The 20745-nt window shown below is 71.2% G+C and carries 22 protein-coding genes and 3 riboswitches; of the genes, 16 read left to right on the plus strand and 6 right to left on the minus strand.

Features of this window, described 5'->3' with window-relative positions:
* Positions 1-37: 37 nt before the first annotated feature.
* Positions 38-112, plus strand: a riboswitch (cyclic di-GMP riboswitch).
* A 121-nt stretch (positions 113-233) separates the two neighbouring features.
* The gene (locus tag NVV32_RS14735) at positions 234-1058 is read left to right on the plus strand and encodes a response regulator transcription factor (RefSeq protein ID WP_422390660.1); all 825 of its coding nucleotides are present in this window, start codon (positions 234-236) and stop codon (positions 1056-1058) included.
* A 63-nt stretch (positions 1059-1121) separates the two neighbouring features.
* On the opposite strand, the gene NVV32_RS14740 is transcribed toward NVV32_RS14735, so the two are convergent.
* Together NVV32_RS14740 and NVV32_RS14745 are read right to left on the minus strand one after the other, a co-directional pair.
* On the minus strand, positions 1122-1454 hold the full coding sequence (locus tag NVV32_RS14740) for a hypothetical protein (RefSeq protein WP_422390661.1): 333 nt from the start codon (positions 1452-1454) through the stop codon (positions 1122-1124).
* Positions 1455-1769: 315 nt separating this feature from the next.
* On the minus strand, positions 1770-3920 hold the full coding sequence (locus NVV32_RS14745; protein ID WP_422390662.1) for an MMPL family transporter: 2151 nt from the start codon (positions 3918-3920) through the stop codon (positions 1770-1772).
* A 100-nt stretch (positions 3921-4020) separates the two neighbouring features.
* On the opposite strand from NVV32_RS14745, the gene NVV32_RS14750 reads away from it, so the two are divergent.
* From NVV32_RS14750 to NVV32_RS14810, 13 genes are all read left to right on the plus strand, one after another.
* A complete protein-coding gene (locus NVV32_RS14750; protein ID WP_055767230.1) occupies positions 4021-4491 on the plus strand; it encodes a MarR family winged helix-turn-helix transcriptional regulator in 471 nt (156 codons plus the stop codon).
* A 26-nt stretch (positions 4492-4517) separates the two neighbouring features.
* A complete protein-coding gene (locus NVV32_RS14755) occupies positions 4518-5315 on the plus strand; it encodes a methyltransferase domain-containing protein (protein ID WP_422390663.1) in 798 nt (265 codons plus the stop codon).
* Positions 5316-5416: 101 nt separating this feature from the next.
* Entirely contained in the window at positions 5417-5926 is a 510-nt protein-coding gene (locus NVV32_RS14760) for a low molecular weight protein-tyrosine-phosphatase (RefSeq protein ID WP_422390664.1), read from the plus strand.
* 23 nt (positions 5927-5949) lie between these two features.
* Positions 5950-6567, plus strand: coding sequence for a LysE family transporter (locus NVV32_RS14765; protein ID WP_055767220.1), 618 nt, complete (start codon positions 5950-5952; stop codon positions 6565-6567).
* Between the two features lie 3 nt (positions 6568-6570).
* Positions 6571-8652: an aminodeoxychorismate synthase component I gene (gene pabB, locus NVV32_RS14770; protein ID WP_422390665.1), complete on the plus strand. Its 2082-nt coding sequence runs from the start codon at positions 6571-6573 to the stop codon at positions 8650-8652.
* Positions 8653-8810: 158 nt separating this feature from the next.
* A complete protein-coding gene (locus tag NVV32_RS14775) occupies positions 8811-8984 on the plus strand; it encodes a DUF1059 domain-containing protein (RefSeq protein ID WP_082471216.1) in 174 nt (57 codons plus the stop codon).
* A gap of 38 nt (positions 8985-9022) precedes the next feature.
* Complete coding sequence (locus NVV32_RS14780) at positions 9023-10204, plus strand: EAL domain-containing protein (protein WP_422390666.1); 1182 nt, start codon at positions 9023-9025, stop codon at positions 10202-10204.
* Positions 10205-10503: 299 nt separating this feature from the next.
* Positions 10504-10737, plus strand: coding sequence for a hypothetical protein (locus NVV32_RS14785; RefSeq protein WP_055767207.1), 234 nt, complete (start codon positions 10504-10506; stop codon positions 10735-10737).
* A 58-nt stretch (positions 10738-10795) separates the two neighbouring features.
* A complete protein-coding gene (locus tag NVV32_RS14790) occupies positions 10796-11401 on the plus strand; it encodes a GNAT family N-acetyltransferase (protein WP_422390667.1) in 606 nt (201 codons plus the stop codon).
* A 38-nt stretch (positions 11402-11439) separates the two neighbouring features.
* Positions 11440-12318 (plus strand): aminodeoxychorismate lyase, encoded by an 879-nt coding sequence (locus NVV32_RS14795; protein WP_422390668.1) that lies wholly within the window; start codon positions 11440-11442, stop codon positions 12316-12318.
* A 106-nt stretch (positions 12319-12424) separates the two neighbouring features.
* Positions 12425-12542, plus strand: a riboswitch (SAM riboswitch).
* Positions 12543-12717: 175 nt separating this feature from the next.
* On the plus strand, positions 12718-13632 hold the full coding sequence (locus tag NVV32_RS14800) for an ABC transporter substrate-binding protein (RefSeq protein WP_422390669.1): 915 nt from the start codon (positions 12718-12720) through the stop codon (positions 13630-13632).
* A 10-nt stretch (positions 13633-13642) separates the two neighbouring features.
* On the plus strand, positions 13643-14404 hold the full coding sequence (locus NVV32_RS14805; RefSeq protein ID WP_422390670.1) for an amino acid ABC transporter permease: 762 nt from the start codon (positions 13643-13645) through the stop codon (positions 14402-14404).
* Entirely contained in the window at positions 14401-15138 is a 738-nt protein-coding gene (locus tag NVV32_RS14810) for an amino acid ABC transporter ATP-binding protein (RefSeq protein ID WP_422390671.1), read from the plus strand. Before NVV32_RS14805 ends, NVV32_RS14810 begins: the two co-directional genes overlap by 4 nt.
* A 103-nt stretch (positions 15139-15241) precedes the next feature.
* Here NVV32_RS14810 and NVV32_RS14815 read toward each other — a convergent pair whose 3' ends face one another.
* The 3 genes from NVV32_RS14815 to NVV32_RS14825 are packed head-to-tail and all read right to left on the minus strand — an operon-like array spanning position 15242 to position 18134.
* The gene (locus NVV32_RS14815; protein ID WP_422390672.1) at positions 15242-16039 is read right to left on the minus strand and encodes an energy-coupling factor transporter transmembrane component T family protein; all 798 of its coding nucleotides are present in this window, start codon (positions 16037-16039) and stop codon (positions 15242-15244) included.
* Positions 16036-17529, minus strand: a complete 1494-nt coding sequence (locus NVV32_RS14820) for an ABC transporter ATP-binding protein (protein ID WP_422390673.1) — start codon at positions 17527-17529, stop codon at positions 16036-16038. The genes NVV32_RS14815 and NVV32_RS14820 overlap by 4 nt, the downstream gene beginning before the upstream one ends.
* On the minus strand, positions 17526-18134 hold the full coding sequence (locus tag NVV32_RS14825) for an ECF transporter S component (RefSeq protein WP_055767182.1): 609 nt from the start codon (positions 18132-18134) through the stop codon (positions 17526-17528). The genes NVV32_RS14820 and NVV32_RS14825 overlap by 4 nt, the downstream gene beginning before the upstream one ends.
* A 60-nt stretch (positions 18135-18194) precedes the next feature.
* Positions 18195-18319, minus strand: a riboswitch (TPP riboswitch).
* Positions 18320-18484: 165 nt separating this feature from the next.
* On the opposite strand from NVV32_RS14825, the gene NVV32_RS14830 reads away from it, so the two are divergent.
* Complete coding sequence (locus NVV32_RS14830; RefSeq protein WP_055767179.1) at positions 18485-18745, plus strand: DUF4235 domain-containing protein; 261 nt, start codon at positions 18485-18487, stop codon at positions 18743-18745.
* Between the two features lie 102 nt (positions 18746-18847).
* Here the strand turns inward: NVV32_RS14830 and NVV32_RS14835 are convergent, their stop codons facing one another.
* The gene (locus NVV32_RS14835) at positions 18848-19972 is read right to left on the minus strand and encodes an FUSC family protein (RefSeq protein WP_422390674.1); all 1125 of its coding nucleotides are present in this window, start codon (positions 19970-19972) and stop codon (positions 18848-18850) included.
* A gap of 115 nt (positions 19973-20087) precedes the next feature.
* Between NVV32_RS14835 and NVV32_RS14840 the strand changes: the two genes are divergently transcribed.
* Positions 20088-20735: a 4a-hydroxytetrahydrobiopterin dehydratase gene (locus NVV32_RS14840; RefSeq protein WP_422390675.1), complete on the plus strand. Its 648-nt coding sequence runs from the start codon at positions 20088-20090 to the stop codon at positions 20733-20735.
* Positions 20736-20745 lie beyond the last annotated feature (10 nt).

Below are 20745 nucleotides of genomic sequence, written 5' to 3' on the forward strand. Positions count from 1 at the left end.
GGTGCGGGTTGCTAAAATCATGGAGCGGGCAGCCGCCCGTCGACAAAGGCAAACCCGGTGCGAGCCGGGGACGCAAAGCCACGGGACCCACGCGGTCAGCCGGGCCGCCGAAGAGAACAGGTCTCGCACCATGGCACGGACACCCGCCGTCACTTCCGAACTCCCGTCCGCCCGGCAGGCGGAGCATCCGTCCGAAGCGGAGCTGCTGCCGACCGAGCCGAAGGTCGCAGCCCATGAATAGCGTCGCTGCCGGTGACCGCCGCGCAGCGGTCGTGATCGAGGACGACCTCGACATCCGCAACCTGCTGTGCGCCGTCCTCGAGCAGGGCGGCTTCGCGGCAAGCGGTGCCGCGACGGGCCGCGACGGGGTGGATGCCGTGCGGCAGGAACATCCGGCGGTCGTGACGCTCGACATCGGCCTCCCCGACATCGACGGCTACGAGGTGCTGCGCCGCATCCGCACGACGTCGGACTGCTACGTGATCGTCCTGAGTGGCCGCACGGACGAGATGGACGTGCTGACCGCTCTGCAGGCCGGCGCGGACGACTACGTCCTGAAGCCCTTCCGCCCGCGGGAACTGAGGGCTCGGATCGACGCGATGCTGCGCCGGCCCCGCATCGGCCAGCCGGTGGCTCCCCCCGCGACCGTCACCCCTGGACCGTCCGGTGGTACCGCGCCTACCCCGGCGGCCACCACCGGGCCCCCGCCCGATGCGGCGGACCTCCTCCGCAACGGCAACCTGGTGCTGGACGGCGAGGCCCGCACCGCGACCTGCTCAGGCGTCGAACTCCCGCTCACCAAGACCGAGTTCAACCTCCTGCACGAACTGCTCCGCAGCAACGGTGCGGTGCGCACCAAGGAAGAGCTGGTGCGCGTATCGCGCGGCAGGGAGTACCGGGGCTACAACTTCGTCAGCCGCACGGACGAGCGCGCCATCGAGGTGCACATCGCGAACCTGCGGCAGAAACTGGCCCGGACCTCGGGGGACCCGGATCTCATCACCACGGTGCGCGGCGTCGGCTTCAGGATCATGCCGAGGAGCTCGACCTCCCGGTAGCCGTCGGCTCCCCCGCGTGGGACCGGACAGCGTCCCCGCGGGTCGGCACCGCACCAAGCCGGTCTAGGGCGCAGCGTCCGCGATCCCGACCGGGTAGGACCGGCCGAGCGCCGCCACGGTGTCCGCCGCGCACGCCCGGAGGAGTGCGAGGGAGTGCAAGGCCTCGTCGAGGTCGTCCGCCGCGATCAGGCGCTGCATCCGGAGCGCGGCCTGCGTGAGGCGCACGGCCCCTACCATGGCCGACGACGTCGTGACGCTGAGCACCGCGTCCGCTGCGCCCATGGCATCGCCGCCCCGCAACCGGACGTCCAGCCGGTCGATCTTCCCCCCGAGCGTCGAGCAGAAGTCGTGGGCGAACCGGTTGACGACGGCGGGATCGTCGAAATCGCTCCTCATGTCCTCCAGGACCGCCGGCACCAGCAGCGGAGCAGCCTTGCCCGGCGCGCCCGTAGCCGGGACGGCTTCACTCCTGGGGGGTGCCGTCCCGCTGTCCTGGTGCTGACCAGGACCTGACGGAGTCGAATGGGTGGGCACAGTCCAAGGGTAGCGACAGCGGGTTGCGAGGATGCGGAACCATCCGGTTCTTGCGCAAAGCTTGCGGAAGGCCCGGGGCGGTGGGCGCAGGGCCGCAGGGCCGCAGGGCAGGTGCACCCGGCGACGCGGAAGGACCGTCGGAGCTCATCCGGACGGCCCCTCCACGGGCGGGGACCGCTAGCGCGGCGAGGGGGTCTTCCCGAGCTTGGACGGCCACCAGATCGCCGGCCCGATGTCGTAGGCGAGGGCCGGGATGAGCAGCGAGCGCACCAGCACGGTGTCCAGCAGGACGCCGAACGCCACGACGAAGGCGATCTGCGCGAGGAACAGGATCGGGATGACCCCCAGTGCCGCGAAGGTCGCCGCGAGGACGACGCCCGCCGACGTGATGACGCCGCCCGTGACCCCGAGGCCGCGGAGGATCCCCGGCCGTGTCCCGATGCGCAGCGACTCCTCCCTGACGCGGGTCATCAGGAAGATGTTGTAGTCCACGCCGAGCGCCACGAGGAACACGAAGGCGAAGAGCGGCACCGAGGCGTCCGCGCCCTCGAAGCCGAACACGTTGTTGAACACGAGTGCGGAGACGCCGAGCGCCGTCGCATTGGAGAGCGCCACACTGGCCACGAGCAGCACGGGCGCCAGCACCGAGCGCAGCAGGATGACGAGGACCACGAGGATGACGAGCAGGACGATCGGGATGATCTTCACGAGGTCGGCCAGCGCGGTGTCATTCGTGTCGATGGCCACCGCGGTCACGCCGCCGACGAGCGCATCCGGGCTGGCGTCGTCGAGCGCGGTCCGCAGGTCCCGCACCACGTCCTCCGCCCGGTCCGAGTCCGCCTGGTACTCGAGCGTGCCGCTGATGAGCACCCGGCCGTCCTCGACGACCGCGGAACCGCTCGGATCTGCCGTGAGGCTCGCGTCGGCGATGCCCTCCTGGGCACTCACGGTGTCGAGCGCAGCGTCCTGATCCCCCTCCGGTGCCACGACGTAGACGGGGCTGCCGGAGCCCGCATCGAAGTGACGGCCGAGCGCCTCCTGGCCGTCCACGGCGTTGGAGGGCGCCAGGATCAGTGCGGACTGCGGTACACCGCTGGCCTGCAGCTGGGTGAGCCCGAGGGCTCCCGCGACGAGGATGAGCAGCGACGCGATCCAGAGGACGCGAGGACGGCGTGCCACCTGCAGCGCCACACGCTTCCAGATGCCTTTCAGCCGCTCGAGGCCGGTCTCGGCACCCGCAGCGGTGGGTGCGGCGTGCCTGCCGTGGTGGGGTGCGACGGCGACCGCGAGCCGGGGATCGTAGCGCGGCCGCAGTGGCCAGAACGCGGCGCGCCCGAACAGCAGCAGGAGCGCAGGCAGGAGCGTCAGCGCGGCAGCGAGGGAGAAGACGATCCCGATGGCCGCGATCGGCCCGAGGCTCCTGTTCGAGTTGAGGTCCGAGAAGAGCAGGCAGAGCAGGCCCAGGATCACCGTGGCGCCCGAGGCCAGGATGGGTTCGACCGAGCCGCGGTAGGCCACGCGCATCGCGTCCCACCTGGTCTCGTTCTCCGCGAGTGCTTCCCGGAACCGCGCGACGAGCAGCAGCGCGTAGTCGGTGGCGGCGCCGATCACGAGGATGGACAGGATGCCCTGGCTCTGTCCGCTCAGCTGGATCCAGTCGAGCTTCGCGAACGCGAAGACCAGCAGGATGGACGTGGCGAGGGCGAAGACGGAGGTCAGCAGGACGAGGAACGGCAGGACCACGGAACGGTAGACGGCGAGCAGGATGACGAAGACCGCGCCGAGCGCCACCCCGAGCAGGATCCCGTCGATACCGCCGAAGGCCTCCACGAGGTCGTTGGTGAAGCCGGCAGGCCCCGTGACGTAGCCCGTGACGCCGTCGGGCAGGTCGTCGGCGAGGACCTGCCGCAGTTCCGTGACCACCTCGGCGAGCTCGGCATCCGGCGAGACGAAGGCGATGTACTGGACCGCGAAGCCGTCCTCCGAGGGGATGGGACCGGCGACGGCGGGGGCGCCCTCCGCCGGCGGCTCCAGTCCCTCGACGGCACCGAGGGTGGCGCCGAGGTCCGCGTAGGGCCCGAGCTCCTGCTGCGCGATCTCCGTACCCGACTCCGCCACGATGACCGCCGGGATGGCCTCCGAGTCACTGAACTGCTGCTGCAGTTCCCCGGCCTCCGTGGACTCGGCGCTCGCCGGCAGGAATGACGCCTGGTCGTTGCTCGACACCTCCTCGAGCCGACCGAACGTCGGCCCTCCCACCGCGGCACCCACCAGCCAGATCAGGACGACGACGACGGGCAGCAGGACCCTCAACCACGTACTTCTCATGAACTTCCACGCCTTCCTCAAGGTATCTCTGCAGCAAAGTATATCTATGATGGAGATAATGGGAACCAGCCTAAGCTGGAAGGAAAGAAGGCGAGGAACGATGGCGGCTCGGGACGACCTCATGGCACTCATGCGCCAGTTCACCGTGGAGACCGATCGCTACGTGGACGTCGCGAGCAACCGTGACAGCCTCTACCGCACCGACCTGCACGCCCTGAGCATCATGATGGGTGCCGCGCGGGCCGGGCTCACCGTCACGCCGGGCCTTCTCCGGGAGGAACTCAACCTCAGCTCGCCCGCCACCACGGCGCTCGTGGACCGGCTCGACTCCGCAGGACACGTGACGAGACGGCGCAGCGACGTCGACCGGCGCCAGGTCCACCTCGAGCTGACGGAGAAGGCGCGCACCACCGGCGCCCTGCTCTTCGCGCCCCTCGGACGTCACATCACCGGCGTCCTCGACCGGTACTCCGAGGAGGAACTCACACTGCTGCGCGACATGATGCAGCAGGTGACGGACGCGACGGTCGCCGCGACGATCGAGGCGCGGGACGACACAGCCGCTGACTGAGGGCCGGCCCGCGCTACGCTCCCCTCATGAGCGACGAGGTCTACTCCCACGGCCACCACCCCAGCGTCACCGCGGCGCATGCCGCCCGAACGGTCGCGACATCGGCCGCGTACCTCGAGCCGCTCCTCGAGAGCGGGATGGACCTGCTCGACATCGGCTGCGGCCCCGGCAGCATCACCGCCGGATTCGCCGATCTCGTGGTCCCCGGCGCGGTGGTGGGTATCGACAGCTCGGCGGACGTCATCGCGGAGGCCTCCGAGGCCCACGCCGACCTCCTGAACCTGACGTTCCGCGAGGGCAACGTCTACGACCTCGATGCCGCCGACGAGTCCTTCGACGTCGTCCACGCCCATCAGGTCCTCCAGCACCTGGCCGATCCCGTCGCTGCGCTCCGCGAGATGCGACGGGTGGTGCGGCCCGGCGGGCTCGTCGCGGTCCGCGAGGCCGACTTCGGGGCGATGACCTGGTTCCCGGCCGTCGACGAGCTCGACGAGTGGCGCGGGCTCTACGGGCACCTGGCCCGCGGGAACCGGGGCGAGCCCGACGCAGGGCGGCGACTCCCCGGCTGGGCCGCGGCGGCAGGCTTCGCGGAGATCGAGGTGTCGTCGTCGAACTGGACCTACTCCGCCGAAGCGGACCGCCGGTTCCTCGCGGACTCCTGGGCGGACCGGGTGCTGCACTCCGCCTTCGCGACGCAGGCGCTGGAGCGCGGGCTCGCCGAGCAGCAGACCCTCCGGCGGCTGGCCGAGGGTTGGCGCCGGTGGGCACGGCGCGACGACGGCGTCTTCCTCATGCCGAGCGTCGAGATCCTTGCCCGGGGCTGAGACGGGGCAGCACGTGTCCGCCGTCGTGCTCCTGCTCCAGCGCGTCCGCTCGGGGGCCCGCCGGTCCTAGCCACGGCGCCGGGCGCCGCTAGGCTGTCCGCATGTACCGCATCGTCACCGTCTGCACCGGCAACATCTGCCGCTCCCCCATGGCCGAACTCATGCTGGCCCACGCGTTCGCCGGGGCGGGCATGGCGGACGACGTCCTGGTGGACTCCGCGGGCACCACGGACTGGGAGTCCGGGCGACCCATCGACGAGCGCGCGGCAGCGAAGCTGACGGAGCTGGGCATCGAGAGCCACCTCCACCGAGCGCGGCGCTTCGAGACCGCGTGGTACCGCGAGCGGGATCTCATCCTGGCGCTCGACCTCGACCACTACCGCGAGCTGCGCTCCGAAGCGCCCGACGACGCCTCCCGGGACCGGATCCACCTGCTGCGCGAATTCGACCCGTCGACCACGGACACCGACCTCGAGGAGCTCGGCATCTACGACCCCTGGTACGGCGACTCCAGCGATTTCGAGGCCACCTGGGGCATGGTCGACGGCGCCGTCGACGGCGTGGTCCGCTTCGTGCGCCAGGAGCTCGACGCCGGCGGGCCGGACGCCTGATCCCGGACGCTTACCATGAACGGGTGAACCCCTCGCTCTGGCTGGCGCTGCTCGGCGCCGGAACCCTCATCAGCTTCGTGCCCGGAGCAGGTGCGGTGAACACGATGAGCAACGCCCTCACGGTCGGGTTCCGGCGCTCCATCTGGGGCATCCTGGGCCAGCAGGCCGCCCTGCTGGTGCACATCGGGATCGCGGCCGCCGGGGTCGGGATCCTGGTGGCGAACTCGCCCCTCGCCTTCGACCTCATCCGCTACACGGGCGCGGCCTACCTCGTGTACCTCGGCGTGAGGAAGTTCCTGCAGAAGCCCGACCACGGTGCTCTCCACGCCCTCCGCGGTGCCGAGGGACGGCTCACGATGTTCCGCCGCGGGGTGTGGGTGAACCTGCTCAACCCCAAGGCCGTCGTGTTCTTCCTCGCGCTGATCCCCCAGTTCATCCGGCCGGACGAGCCCCTCCTGCGTCAGTACGGCGTGCTGGCAGCGACCGTCGTGGTGATCGACGTCCTCGTCATGTGGTTCTTCTACGCCGGGACCGCCCGCTCGTTCCGCCGCTTCACGCGCGGCGACCGCGGCCAGACCATCCTCAACCGGACCTTCGGCTCGCTCTTCGTGGGCGTCGGCGCGCTGCTCGCGCTGGCCTGAGCCGTGCCCGCCGACACCCCGCTCCTCATCGCCGTCGACGGCCGGTCCGGTGCGGGCAAGACGACCCTCGCCGTCGAGCTCGCCGCCCTCCTCCGCGAGCACCACACCGTGTCCGTGTTCCACCTCGAGGACATCTACCCGGGCTGGGACGGTCTCGACGACGGCGTGGCACGCTACGTGGAGCACGTCCTTGTGCCGCTGCGCTCGGGCAGCACCGCCCGCTGGAACGCCTGGGACTGGACGGCCGGCCGGGACGGGCCGGAGCGCACGACGGCCGCCGCGGAGATCGTCCTGCTCGAGGGCGTGGGGGCGGCGACGGCGGCGGCACGCGCGCATCTCGACGTCGTGATCTGGGTCGAGGCCGACGCCGCGGTGCGGCACCGCTCGGCGATCGCCCGCGACGGCGAGACCTACTCCCCCTTCTGGGACCGCTGGGCCGACCAGGAGTCCGCCTGGCTCGCCGTCGACGATCCGAGCGGAGCGGCCGACGTCGTCGTGCGGGGGCACGCCGGCGAACCCACGCCACCGGCGGTGCGCCTGGCCCTCACCGCCCTGCCCGCCTGTGCCGGGCTGCTCGCACCGGAGCGTGCCGTGCGGCGCGGACTGGTCGTCGCCGCCGAGCGCATCGACGCCGCTCGGGGTGCCGGGCCCGACCCTGCGGCGCTGTTCTCGGCGCTCTACGCGGAGTCCGCCGCAGCGGTGTGGCTCGACAGCTCGAATGCGGCAGGTGCGGGTGGGGACGGCGTGGCCCCGGGCGGGCGCAACCGCTTCAGCATCCTGGCCGACGACGGCGGTGCCTTCGGGCAGCAGGCCTTCCACCGGGACGGGGTCACGGAGATCAGCGCGGGCGCCGTGACGGCGCGCGTGCGGGAGCCGTTCTTCCGCTGGCTCGACGACGTCTGGGGCCGGCGGGCGGTCCGCTCGCCCGAGGGTCTCGCCTGCGACTTCGGCCTCGGCTGGCTCGGGTACCTCGGCTACGAGCTCAAGCGGGAGACCGGGGGTTCGTCCGGTCCGCCCGCCGGCGAGGCCCTCCCGGATGCGGCGCTCGTCTTCGCCGGGCGCGCCGTCGTGATCGATCATGCGGACCGTGCCGTGCACCTCCTCACGCTCTCCGACGGACGGCCCGATCCCGAGCGGGAGGTGTGGTTGGCGCGGGCACGGCGTGCCGTCGCCTCCGCCGCACCTCCCGGCAGCGGGAGGCCGTTGCCCGTGCCCGCCTTCACCCTCCGTGACACGCGCGCCGAGTACCTCGCGAAGATCCACCGGGCGCAGGCGGAGATCACGGAGGGCACCACCTACGAGGTGTGCCTCACGACGTCGCTGTCCGCCGAGGTGCCGCGTGTCGACGCCCTGGCGGCCTACCTCCGCCTGCGCGCCGTGAGCCCCGCGCCCTTCGCCCACTTCCTCCGCTTCCCCGGCTTCGCGGTCGCGAGTTCCTCCCCCGAACGCTTCCTCCGCGTGACCGCCGACGGCGCCATGCGTGCCGAACCGATCAAGGGGACGCGGGGCCGCTCCACGGACGCCGCCGAGGACGCGGCCCTGCTGGAGGACCTGCGGACCTCGCCCAAGGACCGCGCGGAGAACATCATGATCGTGGACCTCCTGCGCAACGACCTCTCCCACCACGCCGTCCCCGGCTCCGTGACCGTCAGCCGGCTGTGTGCGATCGAGACCTACGCCTCGGTCCACCAGATGGTCAGCACCATCGACGCGCGCCTGCGCCCGGGCAGCCCCCGCGCCGGCGTCGTCGCCTCGGCCTTCCCGGCCGGGTCCATGACCGGCGCCCCGAAGATCAGCACCATGGCCGTCCTCGACGCGCTCGAGCGCGAGCCACGCGGGCCCTACTCGGGGGCCGCCGGGTACTTCAGCCTCACCGGGGCCACCGACCTCGCCGTGGTGATCCGCACCCTCGTGCTGCAGGACGGACCGGAGGACGGCGGCACCCGGCTGACCCTCGGCGTGGGCGGAGCGATCACCGCGGACTCCGTCCCGGACGACGAGTGGGACGAGATCCGGACGAAGGCGCGCGGAGTGCTCTCCGCGCTCGGGGCCCGCTTCCCGGAACACGACGCGCCGACGGGCTGATCCTGGCCGACGTCGACAGGTCACGGGAAGAAAGGTCTGGTGCCCCGTGACCCGTATCCCTACGATGATCTTCTAGGCCGATCGCCGGTACCGGCGACGCAGCTCCGGGGCGAGTCACCCTGGGACGGGCCGTGGCGCAGATGGGGGATTCTTCCGACATGAAGTCGTTCGCGTGTGGTGACGTGGTTCCGGGCTGCGACGCCCGCTGGACGGTCGAGTCCGAGGACGAGCTGCTGGCCGGCGTCCGCGACCACGCTGCGGCGGTCCACGGGCTCACGGACCTGCCGCCCGCCGTCGTCGCCGCCGTGCGTGCGCGGACGACGACCGCCTGATCCCGGGCACGTCGACAGCTCCGGGGCGGTGGTGGCCCATGCATGACATCGGGACGGTCCTGCTGCTGGAGGACCAGTGGAGCAGGGACCTCGAGTCGGCATGCCGGGGTGAGGGCATCGTGTCGATGTACCAGCCGATCGTGGACACGACGCGCGCCACGATCGCCGGCTTCGAGGCACTGCTGCGCTTCCCCGGGTACGGCGAGAAGAACCCCGCGGCGTGGTTCACCAAGGCCCGCGAACTCGGACGCGCCGCAGATCTCGAAGCAGCAGCACTGCGGGTCGCCCTCGCGCACCGGTCCGGACTCCCCCGGAACACCTTCCTCACGGTCAATGTCTCGCCGGACCTCCTCTCCTCGCCCGCGATCCGCTCCGTCTGGGAGGCGAGCGGGAACCTCGCCGGGCTGATCGTCGAGCTCACGGAACACTCCGCCATCGAGTCCTACGCCGCACTAAGGCCGGACCTCGACCTCCTGAAGGAACGCGGCGCACTGATCGCGGTGGACGACGCCGGCTCCGGGTACGCGGGGCTGCAGCACCTCCTCGCCCTCCGAACATCCTTCATCAAGATCGACCGGGACTTCATCAGCAACATCCACCACGACGAGGCGCGCCGTGCCCTCGTCGACATGCTGGGATCCTTCGCCGACAGGATCGACGCCTGGATCATCGCCGAGGGCGTGGAGCAGGTGGAGGAACTGGACGTGCTGGCGTCCCTCGGCGTCCCGCTCATGCAGGGCTATCTGCTCGGCCGCCCTGCCCTGCCCTGGGTCGGTCTCGACGAGGGCATGGCGCGGCACCTCGCGACACGCTCCGGCACCGGCCGCGCTCCCGCCATCCGGGCGATCACCGAGACCGCCCTCACGGTGCGGGACCTCACGGAAGCGGGGGCGGCCTTCGCCACCCAGCCCCTGCTCGCGGAGGTGGTCCTCCTTGCCGCCGGACGCCCGGTGTCCGTCCTCACCCGGGAGGACACCGTGGCCGGCGCGGTGCCGCCGGGGATGTGCGTGAACATCCACACACCCATCCGCGAGGCCCTCGCCCGCTGTATCACCCGCGACGAGCCGTCGCGCTTCGGCCCGGTCATGGCCACCGACGACGCCGGTCGCTTCGCGGGACTCGTCCGGCTGGAACGGCTCATCACCGCGCTCACGGACGAGCCGGCCGTCGCCGACGGGTCGACGAGCGGGGGATGCGCCGTCGCCAGCGATGCTCCTTGAGGGGAAAAAGACCTGCACGCGAGCGGAAGCACCGGGTTGCCCGGCCAGAGTGGAAGGACGCGACCGAAGACCTGGACCTGTCCGCGTCCTGACGTTGACTACATCGAAGCGCGTGCGCGGACGTGGGGTTCCGCCCTCCGGGAGTCAAGAAGAGGCTTCCAGGGGGCGATCTCGACGACCCTCCGGCACAGGCGCCCTGATCGAGGCGCCGATCGCAAGCGCTTCCAGCCCGCGTTGCGCAACTTCCCAGCTTCATGGCCGAGGGTGAGACTGAAAGGCAACGACGCGAGGGAGACATCATGAGTTCGGGCCACCTTGAACGGGTCGTCGCTGCGGCACGCTCCAGCCGCTCCCACACCACCATCGAGGGCCTGCACCCCGACACCGGTGCCCTGTCCCTGACGGAGCTGCAGGTGGCCGCGGCGTCGGCCGTCAGCAGCGGGGAGCCCCTGGCTGTCGTCGCCGCCATGGCGGACCTCCCCTCGCTCGCGGTCCTGGACGCCGTCGACGCACTGCAGCCCGGGTCCCACTGACCGCTGCGGATCGGGCCGGCGCCGGTTCGTGCCGCCGGCCAGGGACTAGGGTCGATGCATGAACGCCCTCCAGCCGACCGTCCTCCGCGGCAACGGGGTCATCCTCGAACCCCTCGCTCCGGACCACCATGACGGACTGGTCGACGCCGCCCGGGACGGACGCCTCTGGGAGCTGTGGTACACCTCGGTCCCCGAACCCGAGGACATGAGGCAGGAGATCGAGCGACGCCTCACCCTGCAGGACTCCGGATCCATGATCCCGTTCACCGCGCGGACCGTCGAAACGGACGGGCCGGGCCGGATCATCGGGATGACCACCTACATGAACATCGATCGGGACACGCCCCGCGTCGAGATCGGCTCCACCTGGAACGCCGCCTCGGCGCACCGCACGGGCACCAACACCGAGTCCAAGTACCTCCTGCTGCGCCACGCCTTCGAGGTGTTCGGGTGTCCCGCCGTCGAGTTCCGCACCCACTGGCTGAACCGCCAGTCCCGTGAGGCCATCACCCGCCTCGGCGCGAAGCAGGACGGCGTCCTCAGGAGCCACACCCGTGCGCGGAACGGCGAGCTGCGCGACACCGTCGTCTACTCGATCCTCGCCCACGAGTGGCCGATGGTGCGGGACGGCCTCCTGTTCAGGATGGGTCGGCCCTCGTCCTGACGGCCGGCCGGACGCCCTCGTCGCCTACGCTGTCAGGCATGACTGTTCTGGTGTTCCTCGACCCGGCCCACGACGACGGCACCGTGGCCGACGCCTCCCGTCCCCAGCTCATGGCCACCGATCTCGGCGCCACCCGGGGGGACGGCATCTTCGAGTCGATGCTGGCCGTCGGCGGGACACCGCGCAAGGAACAGGCCCATCTCGATCGGTTGGCGGCGTCGGCCGCCGCACTGGACCTGACCGTGCCCGGGGCCGGCGCCTGGAGCCGCGCGATCCGCACGGGTCTCCGCGAGTTCGCGGCGGCCGAGCCCGACCGCACGCACGCCGTCGTGAAGCTGATCGCGACGCGCGGCGTCGAGGGTGCGGGCAGCGCGACCGCCTGGGTGCAGGTGTCCCCCGTCCCGGCGTCGACACTGGAGCAGCGGGCGACAGGGCTCCGGGTGCTGTTCCTCGAGCGCGGGTACGACAGCACCGTCGCCCAGCGCGCGCCCTGGCTGCTCATGGGGGCCAAGACGCTCTCCTATGCCGTCAACATGGCGGCCGTGCGCTATGCCAGGGCGCACGGTGCCGACGACGTCATCTTCACGTCCTCCGACGGCAAGGTCCTCGAGGGCCCCACGTCCACGGTGCTGCTCGCCTACGACCGCGACGGGCGGAAGACCCTGCTCACCCCGCAGCTCGAGAGCGGCATCCTGGCCGGCACGTCACAGAGCGCGCTCTTCGCCGCGGCGAAGGAGCAGGGCTGGGAGCTGGGCTACGGACCGCTCGAGCCGCACCACCTGCTCGAGGCCGACGCCGTGTGGCTCATCTCGAGCATCCGGCTCCTCGCGCCCGTCCTCTCCCTCGACGGCCAGAACCTCCGGACGTCGACGGCCCTGACGGCCGAATTGACCGAGCTCGTCGACCGATTCGTGTAATCCTCGCCACAATCGCGCCCGAAAGGGCCGAATGCGACGTCGATCGTGGCTTTTCACCGGCCGGCGTTTTGACCCGGCCCTCCCTGCTGGCCTAGCGTTTTCCTGAAATCAAGAGTTCCAGCCCACGGCCCTGGCCGGCTGGACAGCAACCCTCTCCCGTAGTGGGGTGCTCCAGGTGAAGATTCGGCCGCCGGGACAAGTCCCCCGGATGGCAAGTACGGCGTCGTGCGGTCCAGCACCGGAAAATCCCGGGTCCCCCGTTCCGCATCTGCGCGCACAGCCCAGAACAGCGAGCGTGTCACCCAGCAGCAAGCAGCCCTTCCTCCTGCCGCCCCGCGGCGTCCCCGACACTCCATCCTCCGCGCCCGCCAGCGGGCGCAGCTTCGACGAAGGACCCCCATGACCATCTCCCGCAAGCTCCTCGCGGCCCTCACCGTCCCCCTGCTCGCTCTCACCGTCTCCTGCGGCAGCTCCTCGAGCGAGCCCACCGAGAGCACCGACGCGCTGGCCGGCAGCGACCAGCAGTCGCTCGACCAGTACACCACCGAGGACACCACGCCGATCGACGAGATCGACACGTCCGCGCTCGGCCTCATCACCGACGGCACCCTGCGCGTCGGTACGCTCTCGGACGCACCGCCGAACATCTTCCTCGAGGACGGTGTGTTCACCGGCTACGACAACGAACTGCTGCGTGCCATCGGCGAGAAGCTCGACCTCGAGGTCGAATTCGCGTCCACCGACTTCTCCGCCCTCCTCGCGCAGGTCCAGAACAAGCAGTTCGACGTCGGATCCTCCTCGATCTCGACGACGGCGGCCCGCCGCGAGAACGTCGGCTTCACCAACGGCTACGACTTCGGCTACATGGCCGTCGTCACGAAGGACGGCTCCTCCGTCACGGGCTTCGACTCCCTCTCGGAGAGCACCCGCATCGGCGTGGTCCAGGGCACCGTGCAGGACGACTACGTCTCCAACACCCTGGGTCTCGAGCCGGTCCGCTTCCCCGACTACAACACCGTCTACGCGAACGTGAAGAACGGTCAGGTCGACGCCTGGGTCGCCCCCTCCCAGCAGGCCACCGGCCAGGTGAAGGAGGGTGACGGCACGACGATCGCCGAGACCATCATCAACACGGAGAACTTCACCGCGTACGCCGTCAACAGCGACAACAAGGCGCTGATCGACGCGCTCAACGCGGGCCTCGACGCCGTGATCGCCGACGGCACGTGGACCGAGCTCACCCAGGAGTGGTACCCGGACCGCGAGCTCCCCTCCGACTGGAAGCCCGGCAGCAAAGCCGCGGTCGTGAAGTAGCCGGTCCTGCATGGATGCCTTCGAACAACTCGGTAAGACGTTCTTCGACTGGGAGGCGATGGCCGCCGTCCTGCCGGACCTCCTGACCGTCGGACTGCCCAACACCCTCCTGCTCGCGCTGGCCTCGGGCGTCATCGGCACGATCGTCGGCATGCTCCTCGCCATCATGGGGATCTCCCGCAACCGCGTGCTCCGGTGGATCGCCCGCATCTACACGGACATCTTCCGCGGCCTCCCCGCCGTCGTGATCATCCTGCTCATCGGCCTGGGACTCGGTCCGATCCTCCGGCAGCTCACGGGCAGCACGAGCCCCTATCCGCTGGGCATCCTCGCGCTCTCGCTGATCGCGTCGGCGTACATCGGCGAGATCTTCCGCTCGGGCATCCAGAGCGTGGAGAAGGGCCAGCTCGAGGCCACCCGGGCGCTGGGCTTCAGCTACGGCTCGTCCATGCGGCTCGTGGTCATCCCCCAGGGCGTCAGACGCGTGCTGCCCGCCCTGGTGAACCAGTTCATCGCGCTCATCAAGGAGTCCTCGCTCATCTACTTCATCGGCCTCGTCGCCAGTGAACGGGAGCTCTTCCGGGTGGGCAACGATGCCGCGAGCAACACGGGCAACCTGTCGCCGCTCATCGCGGCCGGAGTCCTGTACCTGTGCCTGACCATCCCGCTCACGCACCTGGTGAACTTCATCGACCACCGGCTGCGCGTCGGGCGGAAGCAGAAGCCCGAGCCGGAGGACCTCACCACCATGAGCGAAGGAGCACGGGCATGAAGGGCATCGAGTCGGGCACGCTGACCGGACGGGGCCTGCACCTCTCCTTCGGCTCGAACCACGTGCTGCGCGGTATCGACCTGCACGTGGAGCGGGGCACCACGGCGTCGGTGATCGGCCCGTCGGGGTCCGGCAAGTCCACGCTGCTGCGCGTCCTGAACCGCCTCATCGAGCCGGACCAGGGGGACATCCTCCTGGACGGGCGCTCCGTCCTGAAGGACAACCCGGACGAGCTGCGCCGCCGCATCGGGATGGTGTTCCAGCAGTTCAACCTGTTCCCGCACAAGACGGTGCTGGAGAACGTCACGCTGGCCCTGCGCAAGCTGCGCGGGATGTCGGCGGACGAGGCGCGCCGGAAGGGCCTCGCCCAGCTGGACCTCGTGGGCCTGAAGCACAAGGCCGATGCCCGGCCGGGCAACCTGTCCGGCGGGCAGCAGCAGCGCGTGGCGATCGCCCGTGCCCTGGCGATGGATCCCGAAGTGATGTTCTTCGACGAGGCGACCTCGGCCCTCGACCCCGAGCTGGTCAAGGGGGTGCTGGCCCTCATGGCGGATCTCGCGTCGGCGGGCATGACCATGGTCGTGGTCACGCACGAGATGGGGTTCTCCCGGAACGTCTCCGACACGGTGACGTTCATGGACGCCGGCGTCGTCGTCGAGTCCGGTCCGCCGGCGGCGATCTTCGACGACCCGCGGACGGCCCGCCTGCGATCGTTCCTCTCGGACGTCCTCTAGCCGGACCGCCGGCACGGACGATGCGCCCACAGGGGGCCCGCCACGGCGGGCCCCCTGTGGCGTCTGCCCCGGCCGTCATCCCGGCGCGTTCCTCCCGACGGCGTCAGGACAGGATGAAGTTCCAGGTCCCGGCGAGGACGGCCGCGGTGACCGCACCGGCCGCGATGAGGAGCCCGACGGCCGCGACGACGGCGTCGAGCGCCGAGAACGAGCTCTCCCGGGCCCAGGTGCGTGTCCCGCCACCGAAGCCGCGGGCCTCCATGGCCGTCGCGAGGCGGGTGGCGCGCCGGATCGCCTGCACGATCAGCCCGAAGGACTGCCCGAGGAGGTTGCGGGTGCGCGCGCCGACGGACCCGCCCGATCCCACACCGCGCGCGTGGCGGGCCAGCCCGAGCGTCTCCCACTGCTCCACCAGCAGACCCGCGAGCCGCAGCGACGCGAGCCCGCCGAGCACGAAGCGGTGCGGCAGGTGCAGCTTCTGCGCGAGGGCGTCGGCGAGGTCGGTGGGGTCGGTGGTGAGCAGGACGAAGATCCCCGGCAGCGCGAGCGCGAGCCCGCGGAGTCCGACGGCGATCCCCGACGCGACGGAGTCCTCGGTGAACAGGAACGGCCCCACGTCGAGCACCACCCCACCGGTCTTCTCGGCCAGCAGTGCCGTGCCGTAGGCGCCGATCAGGGCGGCGACCAGCAGCGGCCAGATCCGGCGTGCCAGTGCCAGGACGCTGATGCCGAGCAGGGGCATGAGCACCAGTTCGCAGGTGAGGACCACAGCCGCGCTGACCCAGTCGATGCTCGCCATCAGGGCGAGCGTGATGACGGTGGCAGCGAACAGCTTGGACACCGGGTTGGCCCGCAGGAGCGTCTTCCCGGTCAGGACCGGTGTCAGGTAGTCGGTGCTCATCGGTGCACCAGGGTCCCCGCACCGCCGGAGACGTGCAGGGTCGCTCCGCCCAGTGCGTCGATGAACTCGGCGTCGTGGGTGACGGAGAGCACGGCCACACCGTCGTCGACCAGTTCGCGGAGCAGGGTGACGAGCTCGGCCCAGGTCAGGGCGTCCTGTCCGAAGGTCGGCTCGTCGAGGATCAGGATCCGCGGCGCGGTGGCGAGCATCGTCGCCACGGACAGGCGGCGCTTCTCGCCACCGGAGAGCGTGAAGGGGTTGGCCTGCAGGAGGTGCGTGAGGCGGAGGCGCTCGGCGAGTTCAGCGATGCGTCCAGGAGCCTGCGCGCCGCCCACCCTGGCCGGGCCGACGGCGAGCTCCTCCCCCACGCTCGCGGTGAGGAACTGGTGCTCGGGTTCCTGGAACACCGTCCCGATGCGCTGGACGAGCTCGGTGGACCGCCACCGGAAGGGGTCGTCACCGGCCGTGCCCGCGAGGGCCGGGACGGCCCGGACCGAGCCGGCCCGGGGGCGCAGCAGACCGCCGAGGGTCAGGGCCGCCGTCGACTTCCCGGCACCGTTGGGGCCCGTGATGCCGAGGGCCTGGCCGGCACGGACGGTGAGGTCGAGCCCGGCGACGGCGACCGGACCGCGCTTCGTGCGCGCGACGTCGAGCCCGGTGGCTGCGAGGAGCACCTCCCCTCCGGCGGACGTCGGCACGGCGCCGCCGACGGCGGGCCGTCGACCGGGCACCCACACACCCGCCTGTTCGAGACGGCTGCGGGTCGCCTCCTGCACGAGGACCTCGCCGGGTGCGCCGTCGGCGAGGACACCGCCGTCGGCATCCAGCACGATCACGCGGTCGACGACATCGGCCCACACCGCGACCCTGTGCTCGACGACGACGAGCGTGGCCCGGGTGCGATCGAGGACCCGGATCACGGCGTCCCGGACCTCGACGACGCCGTCCGGGTCGAGGTTGGCCGTGGGTTCGTCGAGCAGCAGCAGTCCGGGCTCCATCGCGAGGACGGAGGCGAGTGCGAGGCGCTGCTTCTGCCCGCCGGACAGGGCGGTGGTGGGGTGGTCGAGCGGCAGGTCGAGGCCGACGTCGTCGAGCGCCCGGTGCACGCGTCGCCAGATCTCGTCCCGCGGCACGGCGAGGTTCTCGGCCGCGAAGGCCACCTCGTCGCCGACGCGGGCGAGGACCACCTGGGACTCCGGGTCCTGCAGCACCAGACCCGCGCGTCCCCGCGCCGCGGCGGGCGGGACGCCGTCGAGCAGGAGGTCCCCCTCCTGCTCACCCTCGTCATTGCTGCCGAGCACGCCGGCCAGCGCGTGGAGCACCGTGGACTTCCCCGCGCCGGAGGCACCGAGCAGCAGCACCCGCTCTCCGGGCGTCAGCTCGAGGTCGAGGTGCCGGGCGGCGAACGCCCGGCGCCCGGCATGACGCCAGCCCCACCCCCGCGCGCTGACCTGCACGGCGCGCGGGAGGGGCCCGTCGAGTGGTGTCACACGTCCGCCGTGCGGCCGGCGGCGAACGAGGACAGCACGCCCGTCCGCGCCAGGCCCCGGGTGGCGAGCCAGGACAGTAGCCCGGCGATGACGACGCCGGAGATGGCCGCGAACAGCACGTAGAGGAGCTTGAACTCGATGGTCCACAGCGCGTTGTACAGGATGTTCTCGCTGATCCCGAGCGCCAGTCCGGCACCGAGTCCGGCCAGCAGTGCCACGGGGAGGTTCCATCTCCGGTAGAGGAACAGCAGGAACACGAGTTCCGCGCCGAGACCCTGGATGGCGCCGGAGACCAGCACGGCCATACCGAACTGCGTGCCGATGAGGGCGGACACGGCGGCTGCGAGGACCTCGCAGTAGATCGCCGCCCCGGGTTTGCGGATGATCAGGCCGCCGAGGACGCCGGCGATCAGCCAGCCCCCGGAGTAGAGCCCGCCGAGCGGCGGGAAACCGGCGGTGAGCAGACTGATGCCCGAGTAGCCGGCGGACCACGCGAAGAACAGGACGCCGACGGCGACCGCGATGACCGAGGCCACGACGATGTCGACGACGCGCCACTGGTTGGTGTGCCGGGAGACGCCCCTGAGGGCGGTGGGTGATGCCATGGTGGATCCTCCTGAGGTACAGGAGGGGGGAGTGCCGGTACCGCCGGGGCGGTGTCCGTGCACTCCGAGAACTCGACTCCCTTCGCCGGTACTAGCCGGATCAGGTTCGAGGGTCTGCGGCGGTCCGCACTCTCAGCGCCCGACCCGGCAGCGTGCTGCGGGTCTGCGCTCCCCTGTCGTGTGATGGTTGAGCGTTCCGATCCTACACCGCAGGGGCGTGCGCCCGGGCAGGTCGACCGGCCTGGACGAACCACGGCGGACGTCCCGCGGCCAGGGCGGACCCGTCCCTGCCGAGCGCCTCGTCGCGCGGCTAGGGTAGGTACAGGACCACCGGACGAGAAGGAGAAACCATGAACGTCGTGTTCAAGCTGCTCGGAGTGGGAATGAGTGTGGGTGCGGGCTTCGTCGGCACCAAGCTCGTCGACTTCCTGTGGGAGAAGATCACGGGCGAGGCGCCCCCGAAGAGCAAGGACGGACTGGAGAACACGCTGCGCTCGGCCCTGGTCTTCGCGATCGTCTCCGGAGCGGTCAGCACCACCATCCAGGTGCTCACCAACCGTTCCACGCAGCAGGCGATCGAGAGGTTCGCGAAGACCCGCGACCTGACCTGAGCCACGGGCGCTCAGGGTACCACCGCGGAGCAGCAGGACAGGACGGGCTCCCCAGGGGCCCGTCCTGTCCTCGCGCAGGGCGGTGTCCGGGCGCCTCTCCCGCTACTCGCCGTCCGCCTGTCGCAGGTCGGGCCTGACGGCCTCGAGGATGCGGTGGAGGCTCATGCCGAGCGCCGCGGCTGCGCCGAACGGCACCTCCCTCGAGGACGTCCCGTACGCCGCCGCTTCCAGGTCGCGGAGCGCGCGTTCCGCCGCGGCGAGCATCGCGGCATCGTCCTCCTCCACCGTCCAGAGGTCCAGCACGTCCCCGACGGCCGTGAAGGCGGACTCCAGGGCCGGCCGGACCGCCACCGGCAGGGGCCGTTCGCGGGATGTCCCGTGCAGGGCGTCCTGCAGGAGGTTGGTGATGTTCAGGGTGTGCGAGGCGACCACTTCGAGGACCTCGACGTGCCGGTAGTCCTCCCGGACGTCACGGGGGTGGAAGCGTCGGCGCACGTTGCCCTTGCGGCTCTCGTCCGCGTACTGGAGTGCGCTGCGGGCGTTGCGGGCCGAGGCCGAGAGGCCGTCCCGCACCTCCGCCCACCGTGCGTCGTCCTCCGCCCAGTCCTCCTCCAGCGCCTGGCCCATCTGCTGCAGGTCCCGGGCCGCGGTCCGTCGGAGCAGACTCATCTGGCCGACGGCGTCATTGAGGTGGAGCGGCGGGAAGATCAGGGCGCTGACGGCCAGCCCCACCCCCACGCCGACCACGGTCTGCACGAGGTAGCCCAGGGAGTACCCGAGGTCCTCGTTCCCGATCACGAGGACGAAGAGCCCGGCCGAGGCGATTCCCGAACCGCCGCCGGCCGTCCTCCTGAGGAATCCGCCCAGCAGCACCCCGGCCCCGACCACGAACCCGATGGTGATCCAGTTCGGGTCCCCCGCCCAGACCGCGACGTAGGCGAGGACGATCCCGAGGGTCAGGCCCACCACGGTCTGAAGGCCGAGCTTGAGGGTACCCGAGACCGTGGGGTACATGGCCAGGAGGGCGCCGAGCGGCGCGTAGTAGGGGTACTCCGACGGCGTCCCGGGGATGGCCAGGGCCAGGGTCCACGCGAGGGCGGCGGCGAGCGCCGCCTTCGCCGCGAGGAGGAGTTGCGGGTTGACGGCCGCCGCTCGCATCCGGCTTTTCAGCGCGGGGTCGAGGCGCGGGACGCGGAGGCGGCGACCGGGGATCCGGTTCTGGGACATCCCCGCAGTATGGCACCGGAGCGGTAGGTCCCGCCCGGGCCGGGGCGGCAGCATCGTCTCCATGGACAGGGAGCCCGCCCTTTCCCCAGGGGCCGTGCCGGACGATACTGGCGGCATGAGCATCCTCAGCACGCAACAGATCCTCGATGCCGGGCTGGACGACTGGCGGAAACTCGCCCAGGCCCTGCACGCCCGCTTCCTGACGCACGACTTCGCCACCGGGGTGGCACTCGTCTCGGCCATCGGCGATCTCGCGGAGGAGGCGGACCACCATCCCGACGTCACGCTGAGCTATCCCCACGTGGACGTGTTGCTCATGAGCCACGACGCCGCGGGCGTGACGGGACGCGACGTCGACCTCGCGCGCCGCATCAGCGACCTCGCCGGCGGTCGCGGTCTCCTGGCCGATCCCGCTGCTCCCGCCGTCGTCGAGCTCGCCCTCGACACGGCGGACGTCGCGGGGATCGGCCCGTTCTGGGCCGCTCTGCTGACGGGTGATGCGGATGCGCTGGACGGCGACGACGTCACCGACCCGACCGGACGCGTCCCGCTCCTGTGGTTCCAGCACACCGATGCCCACGACATCCCGCGCCAGCGCTTCCACCTCGACGTGTGGTTGCCGCACGACGTCGCAGAGGCGCGGATCGCCGGTGCCGTCGCCGCCGGTGGGACGGTCGTCGACGACGGGCGGGCGCCGTCGTTCACGGTCCTGGCGGACACCGACGGCAACCGCGCCTGCGTCTGCACCGTCCTGGGACGCTGAGGCGATCCGG

Source organism: Arthrobacter sp. N1 (assembly GCF_048288285.1).
GTDB lineage: Bacteria > Actinomycetota > Actinomycetes > Actinomycetales > Micrococcaceae > Arthrobacter_D.

Excerpts from the sequence above, each read along its gene's own strand:
- NVV32_RS14745 (WP_422390662.1), bottom strand. The coding sequence starts at position 3,920 with ATGAGAAGTACGTGGTTGAGGGTCCTGCTGCCCGTCGTCGTCGTCCTG.
- NVV32_RS14775 (WP_082471216.1), top strand. The coding sequence starts at position 8,811 with ATGAAGTCGTTCGCGTGTGGTGACGTGGTTCCGGGCTGCGACGCCCGC.
- NVV32_RS14810 (WP_422390671.1), top strand. The coding sequence starts at position 14,401 with ATGAAGGGCATCGAGTCGGGCACGCTGACCGGACGGGGCCTGCACCTC.
- NVV32_RS14830 (WP_055767179.1), top strand. The coding sequence starts at position 18,485 with ATGAACGTCGTGTTCAAGCTGCTCGGAGTGGGAATGAGTGTGGGTGCG.
- NVV32_RS14790 (WP_422390667.1), top strand. The coding sequence starts at position 10,796 with ATGAACGCCCTCCAGCCGACCGTCCTCCGCGGCAACGGGGTCATCCTC.
- NVV32_RS14795 (WP_422390668.1), top strand. The coding sequence starts at position 11,440 with ATGACTGTTCTGGTGTTCCTCGACCCGGCCCACGACGACGGCACCGTG.
- NVV32_RS14760 (WP_422390664.1), top strand. The coding sequence starts at position 5,417 with ATGTACCGCATCGTCACCGTCTGCACCGGCAACATCTGCCGCTCCCCC.
- NVV32_RS14780 (WP_422390666.1), top strand. The coding sequence starts at position 9,023 with ATGCATGACATCGGGACGGTCCTGCTGCTGGAGGACCAGTGGAGCAGG.
- NVV32_RS14750 (WP_055767230.1), top strand. The coding sequence starts at position 4,021 with ATGGCGGCTCGGGACGACCTCATGGCACTCATGCGCCAGTTCACCGTG.
- NVV32_RS14755 (WP_422390663.1), top strand. The coding sequence starts at position 4,518 with ATGAGCGACGAGGTCTACTCCCACGGCCACCACCCCAGCGTCACCGCG.
- NVV32_RS14800 (WP_422390669.1), top strand. The coding sequence starts at position 12,718 with ATGACCATCTCCCGCAAGCTCCTCGCGGCCCTCACCGTCCCCCTGCTC.
- NVV32_RS14805 (WP_422390670.1), top strand. The coding sequence starts at position 13,643 with ATGGATGCCTTCGAACAACTCGGTAAGACGTTCTTCGACTGGGAGGCG.
- NVV32_RS14825 (WP_055767182.1), bottom strand. The coding sequence starts at position 18,134 with ATGGCATCACCCACCGCCCTCAGGGGCGTCTCCCGGCACACCAACCAG.
- NVV32_RS14835 (WP_422390674.1), bottom strand. The coding sequence starts at position 19,972 with ATGTCCCAGAACCGGATCCCCGGTCGCCGCCTCCGCGTCCCGCGCCTC.
- NVV32_RS14840 (WP_422390675.1), top strand. The coding sequence starts at position 20,088 with ATGAGCATCCTCAGCACGCAACAGATCCTCGATGCCGGGCTGGACGAC.
- NVV32_RS14740 (WP_422390661.1), bottom strand. The coding sequence starts at position 1,454 with ATGAGGAGCGATTTCGACGATCCCGCCGTCGTCAACCGGTTCGCCCAC.
- NVV32_RS14735 (WP_422390660.1), top strand. The coding sequence starts at position 234 with ATGAATAGCGTCGCTGCCGGTGACCGCCGCGCAGCGGTCGTGATCGAG.
- NVV32_RS14785 (WP_055767207.1), top strand. The coding sequence starts at position 10,504 with ATGAGTTCGGGCCACCTTGAACGGGTCGTCGCTGCGGCACGCTCCAGC.
- NVV32_RS14815 (WP_422390672.1), bottom strand. The coding sequence starts at position 16,039 with ATGAGCACCGACTACCTGACACCGGTCCTGACCGGGAAGACGCTCCTG.